At 68.6% G+C, this 7735-nt stretch carries 10 protein-coding genes and 2 pseudogenes; 6 read left to right on the top strand and 6 right to left on the bottom strand.

All coding sequences use genetic code 11. From position 1 onward, the window contains the following. Nucleotides 1-481: 481 nt before the first annotated feature. The 5 genes from KPF47_RS13420 to KPF47_RS13400 all read right to left on the bottom strand — a co-directional run bounded on the left by KPF47_RS13420 (nt 482) and on the right by KPF47_RS13400 (nt 3239). The gene (locus KPF47_RS13420; RefSeq protein WP_224389165.1) at nt 482-1030 is read right to left on the bottom strand and encodes a hypothetical protein; all 549 of its coding nucleotides are present in this window, start codon (nt 1028-1030) and stop codon (nt 482-484) included. Nucleotides 1031-1178: 148 nt separating this feature from the next. Then, on the bottom strand, nt 1179-1871 hold the full coding sequence (locus tag KPF47_RS13415; protein WP_224389167.1) for a hypothetical protein: 693 nt from the start codon (nt 1869-1871) through the stop codon (nt 1179-1181). Nucleotides 1872-2004: 133 nt separating this feature from the next. Further along, the gene (locus tag KPF47_RS13410; protein WP_075313129.1) at nt 2005-2364 is read right to left on the bottom strand and encodes a hypothetical protein; all 360 of its coding nucleotides are present in this window, start codon (nt 2362-2364) and stop codon (nt 2005-2007) included. 417 nt (nt 2365-2781) lie between these two features. Next, nucleotides 2782-2922: a hypothetical protein gene (locus tag KPF47_RS13405; protein WP_224388913.1), complete on the bottom strand. Its 141-nt coding sequence runs from the start codon at nt 2920-2922 to the stop codon at nt 2782-2784. Then, nucleotides 2919-3239 carry a hypothetical protein gene (locus KPF47_RS13400; protein WP_224388914.1) on the bottom strand — a complete coding sequence of 107 codons (321 nt, stop codon included), beginning with the start codon at nt 3237-3239 and terminating at the stop codon, nt 2919-2921. The genes KPF47_RS13405 and KPF47_RS13400 overlap by 4 nt, the downstream gene beginning before the upstream one ends. Before the next feature lie 226 nt (nt 3240-3465). On the opposite strand from KPF47_RS13400, the pseudogene KPF47_RS13395 reads away from it, so the two are divergent. Next, nucleotides 3466-3819, top strand: a pseudogene (locus KPF47_RS13395) (IS110 family transposase); the annotation flags it as partial. A gap of 99 nt (nt 3820-3918) precedes the next feature. On the opposite strand, the pseudogene KPF47_RS13390 reads toward KPF47_RS13395, so the two are convergent. After that, nucleotides 3919-4257, bottom strand: a pseudogene (locus tag KPF47_RS13390) (IS110 family transposase); the annotation flags it as partial. A gap of 240 nt (nt 4258-4497) precedes the next feature. Between KPF47_RS13390 and KPF47_RS13385 the strand changes: the two are divergent. From KPF47_RS13385 to KPF47_RS13365, 5 genes are all read left to right on the top strand, one after another. Continuing rightward, entirely contained in the window at nt 4498-4818 is a 321-nt protein-coding gene (locus KPF47_RS13385) for a hypothetical protein (protein WP_224388914.1), read from the top strand. Continuing rightward, the gene (locus KPF47_RS13380; RefSeq protein WP_224388913.1) at nt 4815-4955 is read left to right on the top strand and encodes a hypothetical protein; all 141 of its coding nucleotides are present in this window, start codon (nt 4815-4817) and stop codon (nt 4953-4955) included. The genes KPF47_RS13385 and KPF47_RS13380 overlap by 4 nt, the downstream gene beginning before the upstream one ends. 417 nt (nt 4956-5372) lie before the next feature. Beyond that, nucleotides 5373-5732, top strand: coding sequence for a hypothetical protein (locus KPF47_RS13375; RefSeq protein ID WP_075313129.1), 360 nt, complete (start codon nt 5373-5375; stop codon nt 5730-5732). A 132-nt stretch (nt 5733-5864) separates the two neighbouring features. Beyond that, a complete protein-coding gene (locus tag KPF47_RS13370; protein ID WP_224389166.1) occupies nt 5865-6680 on the top strand; it encodes a hypothetical protein in 816 nt (271 codons plus the stop codon). A 25-nt stretch (nt 6681-6705) separates the two neighbouring features. Beyond that, the gene (locus tag KPF47_RS13365; RefSeq protein ID WP_224389165.1) at nt 6706-7254 is read left to right on the top strand and encodes a hypothetical protein; all 549 of its coding nucleotides are present in this window, start codon (nt 6706-6708) and stop codon (nt 7252-7254) included. Nucleotides 7255-7735: the final 481 nt, after the last annotated feature.

The raw sequence follows: 7735 nt of genomic DNA, 5'->3' as shown, positions 1-7735 counted from the left end.
CCCCACGAACCACGAGGTCACAGCCCTGCATCCTCCATATCCGCCCGAAAAATTCCGGATACTACGGCGCCCCCAGCTGGTCTCCTGGCTCTGGGTCGGGTTCCCGTTGGAGATGCAGCGGTACTCGGAGGTGTCGGGCCTTCCTCGGTAGGCAGCGATCGCCTCCTCGCACGCACCCCTGTTCGCGTAGGTCGCGACGTAGCTCCAGGTTGGAGACTGGGCCGGGGCAATGGGAGCTGCGACGGCGACCCCGGCACCGACCGACGTCAGCGTGGCGACCCCGAGTGCGAGGCCGATCATCGTGGACCTGAGAACCCGCATCGTCCTACTCCTCCTGCTTATGATCTTGGACCTGACGGAGGTTAGGAGCACGCTCCCGGGACCCCTCCCGGCTCGGCTCGGGGCTGGAGGGTCCTGCTGTGGTCGGAGCGCGGCCAGCTCATCAGATTCGCCCGATCCTCGTCCCTGACCGGTGCGGGTTTCAGTGGGTATGGCTCGACGGGAGGCCGCGGGCCTCGCGCAGCTCGCGGAGGTGCTCGCTCAGCGCTTCCCTGGCGGCCATCCGCGCCCCTCGTCCCGCCGGCCGGTCCCGCAGAACCGGCGACAGCGGCGCAGGAGGGGTGGGCCCGCTGCCGGTGCCAGTGCTCGCCCGCATCCGGCCGATCTGCACGGCGCGGATCTCGCCGAGGCGTCCCTGCCAGGGGCGCAGGCGGGCGCCGATGACCCGCAGGGGGTCCCGGGCGCCGGTGGTGACCGGTCCACGCGGTCGGTCGGGGTGGTCGGGGTGGTGTTCGAGTGCGTGGCGCAGCCCAGCGACGGTCGCGCCGGCCTCCCACCACGGCTTGAACAGCGACCGGGCACGCCAGATGTCGATCGTGCCCCGTTGTCGGCCTCCTAGGCCGAGAAGCGTAAGCAGGGTGAGGGTGGCTTGGTTCCTTGCACCGGGGGTGTCGGGGACGTCGTAGGGGTGCCACTTGCTCGCCTCGGTGACCTCCGACCGTCTGCCGCCCGACAAGGGCTTAAGACTCACGTGAGAAGTGGGGAGGTCGCCACTTTCATCCACAGTGGTCTGAGCTGGGTGTCCGTGTGTGTGGTCGGTCGGCGTGGTGAGCTGGGGGAGAGGGCTGTGGGTGACCAGGGCGTAGGTCGGTGTGCGGCCGGTGTCGGTGCTGAGGAACTCAGCACTGGCCCCGGCTTCGACGACGACGAGCAGGCCGCGGTCGCGGGCCCAGGCCAGGACACGGGACACGGTGCGGGCGGCGCGGCCGCCGGGCGGCGCCGAGGCGGTCGGTGGTGAGCCCGGTGATCAGGCCGGTGTCCCAGTCCATGTGGCAGACCAGGCGGCGCAGGATCGCCGACCAGCTGGCGCGCTTGTCCGAGCGCCACTCCTCGTCGTCGACGAGGCGGGCGATGTAGTCGAGGGCCTCGTGCTGGGAAGTCAGTACCCGCCACTGGCGGTCGATGAAGTTGCGCCACCCAGGGTGCGGGGTGAACCCGCGGGCGTGTCGGGCGCGGGCGCGGGTGACACCGCGGGCGCGCGCTCGGGCGGTGGGAGGCAGGGCGCGGCTCGGGCGCCCGGGCCCGCTGGTGGGGCCCGCGGGCGGGCGGGCGGCGCGGCCGCGTGGCGTGCGTCGGGCCCCGGTGGTGTAGCGGATGCCGAAGTCGCCGGCGGGCGGTTGCGCGCCGAGGGGGAGCTGGTGGATGAGGCAGAGGTCGGAGGTGGGGCCGGAGGCCAGGGTGAACGCGCCGTGCTCGTAGCAGCGGATGCAGAACCCGGTCTCCGCCGCTGGTGAGCGGCGGTTTTCCGGGCATGACGAATTCGCCCCGTGTCTAAGGTGGTTGGCTCCCGGCCCAGGATGTATCCTGGACACGCGAAAGCGCCCCTTCTTCGCAGGTGGGGTAACGGCCCCGGTTCGCCGGGGCTACGGCATCAGGCGGGTGCAGGTCCGGCTGACGCGAGAACGATCCGAGGCGGTCTCCTGGCAGGGAGACCGTCTCGTTCTTTTAGGAGGCCTTGGTCAGGGGCTGCTCCGGGCGGTTGTACTGGACCGGGATCTGGCCCGGGATCTCGTTGCGGTAGCGCAGGCCCAGGTGGATCAGTGAGCCTGCGACGAGCGAGATGCTGCGGTCGCGTTCCCGGGCGATCTCGCGGACGACCTGGTCGTCGGTGAGAGGGATCCGGGCGGTGAAGTCTGTCGACTCGCTGGTGGGGACACGAAGAGGCAACTCGTCTGGGAGCTCGTCGACGTGCTGGAGCCCGATGTTGATGAGCTTTGCGGCAGTCTCTGAGACGTACCAGCCGAGGTTGGTGGCCAGCGTCTTGAGCGCAAGATCGTCGGCCAGCAGTACCCGTGGAAGAACCACTGCACGCGGGCCCTTCGACGGGCGCCCTGTTGGTCTTCTCGCCATGGCGATGATCCTGCCTGGTTTTCTGAAAGGGGAACAGCGCGACACGCCCGCCAACTTTCAGAAATTCTGGAGCGACATCGGGGCGGGCCCCCTCTCGTCGACGCTCAGACGCTGCGAGGTGGGTGACGATTTAGAGGTCATTTCAGAACGAGGTCGACGTGTCTGTTGTAGACGACAAGCGGCTATCTGACCTGCCGTTTGATCTGTCGTCGAGGGGTCAATGGAAACTCGACAAGTCGTTCTGAAACGACCTCTTAGGCCGCTCCTGCGATGAGTCGCCCCGCCAGCGTCGGCAGCAACGGACCCGTCAGCGCGGACGCAGACGCCGCTGGCGCGGCGGGCTTTGGCCGAGGCACGTCGGAACGACACCGTTCACGGTGTGGCCGCGTCGTCGCGAGTGGACTGACGCTCGACGCTGGAGAGGCGGGTGGGGATGATCAGGCCGCGGAAGATGCGTTCGTTGTCCGCCTGGCTGAGCCGATAGCGAGCGACGTCCTCGCTATCGGAGCTCACCCCAGTTCGTCTCGCAGCTCGGCAAGGCGACGGCTGTAGCTCCCACGGACCGCTGCGAGCTCCCCGGGGTACTTGGGCGACAGGACACGCTGCTGGTGCGCGCAGTCAGCGATGCGCGCTCGCAGGTCCTCGATCCGCTCGCGGTCAGGCACCGGCTTCCCGCCTTCTCGCTCGAGCAGGGCGACGTAGCAGGCGAGGACCTCGTTGATCGCTTCCTGCGCGGCTTCGTAGCTCACCGCGGTGTCGCTGCTCCACTGCTGCCGTGGGAGGTCGGCAACCACGTCTTCCGGGATGGTCGCCGTTCTCGAACTCACCATGGGCGGTCCCTAAGGTCGCAGGTGTTCGGGGTTGATGCCCCGGATGCCCGGGACGACGGGGTGTGGCTGATGAGCTGTTGCCGCTTCGGTGGCTCGGAAGGAATGGCCGCCCCGTCGTTCTGGACAGGCCTGGCCACTGATTCGGATCTGATGCGAACCGTCGCTGATTAGGGACCTGATGGCGGGTTGTCCACGGGCGTGAACTGCAACAACAGGAGTTTTGTTCGTGGCGCGACGAGCAGTGGTCTGGATCGGGATCGACGTCGGGAAAAGGACCCACCACGCCTGCGCTGTCGATGCCGAGGGCAAGGTTGTGTTCTCCCGCAAGGTCGGCAACGACCAGGCCGCGATCGAAGCTCTGCTCGATCGGGCGTCCGCCGCGGCCGAGGACGTGCGGTGGGCGATCGATCTGACCAACAGCTATGCCGCGCTGTTGCAGGTCGTCCTCACCGCAGCCGACCAGCGGGTGGTCTACGTTCCCGGGCGGGTCGTCAACCGGATGAGCGGCGTGTTCCGTGGGGAGGCCAAGACCGACGCCCGCGACGCAAAGGTCATCGCCGACACCGCCCGCATGTCCGGCGCCGACCTCACCGTGGTTACCGCCACTGACGAGACCACTGCTGAGCCGACGCAGCTCAGCAGTGGTCTCGTCAGTGGCGGTAACCACGGTGAGGTCGGCGCCGGACATGCGGGCGGTGTCGGCGATGACCTTTGCGTCGCGGGCGTCGGTCTTGGCCTCCCCACGGAACACGCCGCTCATCCGGTTGACGACCCGCCCGGGAACGTAGACCACCCGCTGGTCGGCTGCGGTGAGGACGACCTGCAACAGCGCGGCATAGCTGTTGGTCAGATCGATCGCCCACCGCACGTCCTCGGCCGCGGCGGACGCCCGATCGAGCAGAGCTTCGATCGCGGCCTGGTCGTTGCCGACCTTGCGGGAGAACACAACCTTGCCCTCGGCATCGACAGCGCAGGCGTGGTGGGTCCTTTTCCCGACGTCGATCCCGATCCAGACCACTGCTCGTCGCGCCACGAACAAACTCCTGTTGTTGCAGTTCACGCCCGTGGACAACCCGCCATCAGGTCCCTAATCAGCGACGGTTCGCATCAGATCCGAATCAGTGGCCAGGCCTGTCCAGAACGACGGGGCGGCCATTCCTTCCGAGCCACCGAAGCGGCAACAGCTCATCAGCCACACCCCGTCGTCCCGGGCATCCGGGGCATCAACCCCGAACACCTGCGACCTTAGGGACCGCCCATGGTGAGTTCGAGAACGGCGACCATCCCGGAAGACGTGGTTGCCGACCTCCCACGGCAGCAGTGGAGCAGCGACACCGCGGTGAGCTACGAAGCCGCGCAGGAAGCGATCAACGAGGTCCTCGCCTGCTACGTCGCCCTGCTCGAGCGAGAAGGCGGGAAGCCGGTGCCTGACCGCGAGCGGATCGAGGACCTGCGAGCGCGCATCGCTGACTGCGCGCACCAGCAGCGTGTCCTGTCGCCCAAGTACCCCGGGGAGCTCGCAGCGGTCCGTGGGAGCTACAGCCGTCGCCTTGCCGAGCTGCGAGACGAACTGGGGTGAGCTCCGATAGCGAGGACGTCGCTCGCTATCGGCTCAGCCAGGCGGACAACGAACGCATCTTCCGCGGCCTGATCATCCCCACCCGCCTCTCCAGCGTCGAGCGTCAGTCCACTCGCGACGACGCGGCCACACCGTGAACGGTGTCGTTCCGACGTGCCTCGGCCAAAGCCCGCCGCGCCAGCGGCGTCTGCGTCCGCGCTGACGGGTCCGTTGCTGCCGACGCTGGCGGGGCGACTCATCGCAGGAGCGGCCTAAGAGGTCGTTTCAGAACGACTTGTCGAGTTTCCATTGACCCCTCGACGACAGATCAAACGGCAGGTCAGATAGCCGCTTGTCGTCTACAACAGACACGTCGACCTCGTTCTGAAATGACCTCTAAATCGTCACCCACCTCGCAGCGTCTGAGCGTCGACGAGAGGGGGCCCGCCCCGATGTCGCTCCAGAATTTCTGAAAGTTGGCGGGCGTGTCGCGCTGTTCCCCTTTCAGAAAACCAGGCAGGATCATCGCCATGGCGAGAAGACCAACAGGGCGCCCGTCGAAGGGCCCGCGTGCAGTGGTTCTTCCACGGGTACTGCTGGCCGACGATCTTGCGCTCAAGACGCTGGCCACCAACCTCGGCTGGTACGTCTCAGAGACTGCCGCAAAGCTCATCAACATCGGGCTCCAGCACGTCGACGAGCTCCCAGACGAGTTGCCTCTTCGTGTCCCCACCAGCGAGTCGACAGACTTCACCGCCCGGATCCCTCTCACCGACGACCAGGTCGTCCGCGAGATCGCCCGGGAACGCGACCGCAGCATCTCGCTCGTCGCAGGCTCACTGATCCACCTGGGCCTGCGCTACCGCAACGAGATCCCGGGCCAGATCCCGGTCCAGTACAACCGCCCGGAGCAGCCCCTGACCAAGGCCTCCTAAAAGAACGAGACGGTCTCCCTGCCAGGAGACCGCCTCGGATCGTTCTCGCGTCAGCCGGACCTGCACCCGCCTGATGCCGTAGCCCCGGCGAACCGGGCCGTTACCCCACCTGCGAAGAAGGGGCGCTTTCGCGTGTCCAGGATACATCCTGGGCCGGGAGCCAACCACCTTAGACACGGGGCGAATTCGTCATGCCCGGAAAACCGCCGCTCACCAGCGGCGGAGACCGGGTTCTGCATCCGCTGCTACGAGCACGGCGCGTTCACCCTGGCCTCCGGCCCCACCTCCGACCTCTGCCTCATCCACCAGCTCCCCCTCGGCGCGCAACCGCCCGCCGGCGACTTCGGCATCCGCTACACCACCGGGGCCCGACGCACGCCACGCGGCCGCGCCGCCCGCCCGCCCGCGGGCCCCACCAGCGGGCCCGGGCGCCCGAGCCGCGCCCTGCCTCCCACCGCCCGAGCGCGCGCCCGCGGTGTCACCCGCGCCCGCGCCCGACACGCCCGCGGGTTCACCCCGCACCCTGGGTGGCGCAACTTCATCGACCGCCAGTGGCGGGTACTGACTTCCCAGCACGAGGCCCTCGACTACATCGCCCGCCTCGTCGACGACGAGGAGTGGCGCTCGGACAAGCGCGCCAGCTGGTCGGCGATCCTGCGCCGCCTGGTCTGCCACATGGACTGGGACACCGGCCTGATCACCGGGCTCACCACCGACCGCCTCGGCGCCGCCGGCGGCCGCGCCGCCCGCACCGTGTCCCGTGTCCTGGCCTGGGCCCGCGACCGCGGCCTGCTCGTCGTCGTCGAAGCCGGGGCCAGTGCTGAGTTCCTCAGCACCGACACCGGCCGCACACCGACCTACGCCCTGGTCACCCACAGCCCTCTCCCCCAGCTCACCACCGCCGACCGACCACACACACGGACACCCAGCTCAGACCACTGTGGATGAAAGTGGCGACCTCCCCACTTCTCACGTGAGTCTTAAGCCCTTGTCGGGCGGCAGACGGTCGGAGGTCACCGAGGCGAGCAAGTGGCACCCCTACGACGTCCCCGACACCCCCGGTGCAAGGAACCAAGCCACCCTCACCCTGCTTACGCTTCTCGGCCTAGGAGGCCGACAACGGGGCACGATCGACATCTGGCGTGCCCGGTCGCTGTTCAAGCCGTGGTGGGAGGCCGGCGCGACCGTCGCTGGGCTGCGCCACGCACTCGAACACCACCCCGACCACCCCGACCGACCGCGTGGACCGGTCACCACCGGCGCCCGGGACCCCCTGCGGGTCATCGGCGCCCGCCTGCGCCCCTGGCAGGGACGCCTCGGCGAGATCCGCGCCGTGCAGATCGGCCGGATGCGGGCGAGCACTGGCACCGGCAGCGGGCCCACCCCTCCTGCGCCGCTGTCGCCGGTTCTGCGGGACCGGCCGGCGGGACGAGGGGCGCGGATGGCCGCCAGGGAAGCGCTGAGCGAGCACCTCCGCGAGCTGCGCGAGGCCCGCGGCCTCCCGTCGAGCCATACCCACTGAAACCCGCACCGGTCAGGGACGAGGATCGGGCGAATCTGATGAGCTGGCCGCGCTCCGACCACAGCAGGACCCTCCAGCCCCGAGCCGAGCCGGGAGGGGTCCCGGGAGCGTGCTCCTAACCTCCGTCAGGTCCAAGATCATAAGCAGGAGGAGTAGGACGATGCGGGTTCTCAGGTCCACGATGATCGGCCTCGCACTCGGGGTCGCCACGCTGACGTCGGTCGGTGCCGGGGTCGCCGTCGCAGCTCCCATTGCCCCGGCCCAGTCTCCAACCTGGAGCTACGTCGCGACCTACGCGAACAGGGGTGCGTGCGAGGAGGCGATCGCTGCCTACCGAGGAAGGCCCGACACCTCCGAGTACCGCTGCATCTCCAACGGGAACCCGACCCAGAGCCAGGAGACCAGCTGGGGGCGCCGTAGTATCCGGAATTTTTCGGGCGGATATGGAGGATGCAGGGCTGTGACCTCGTGGTTCGTGGGG

Origin of the sequence: Pseudonocardia sp. ICBG1293 (assembly GCF_020131355.1) — a bacterium.
GTDB lineage: Bacteria > Actinomycetota > Actinomycetes > Mycobacteriales > Pseudonocardiaceae > Pseudonocardia.
The sequence above is the reverse complement of the archived record's forward strand: the minus strand, read 5'-3'. Positions and strand labels throughout refer to the sequence as shown.

What these genes read in the sequence shown, in the direction of transcription:
- KPF47_RS13400 (WP_224388914.1), bottom strand. Translation starts at nt 3,239, where the DNA reads ATGGTGAGTTCGAGAACGGCGACCATCCCGGAAGACGTGGTTGCCGAC.
- KPF47_RS13385 (WP_224388914.1), top strand. Translation starts at nt 4,498, where the DNA reads ATGGTGAGTTCGAGAACGGCGACCATCCCGGAAGACGTGGTTGCCGAC.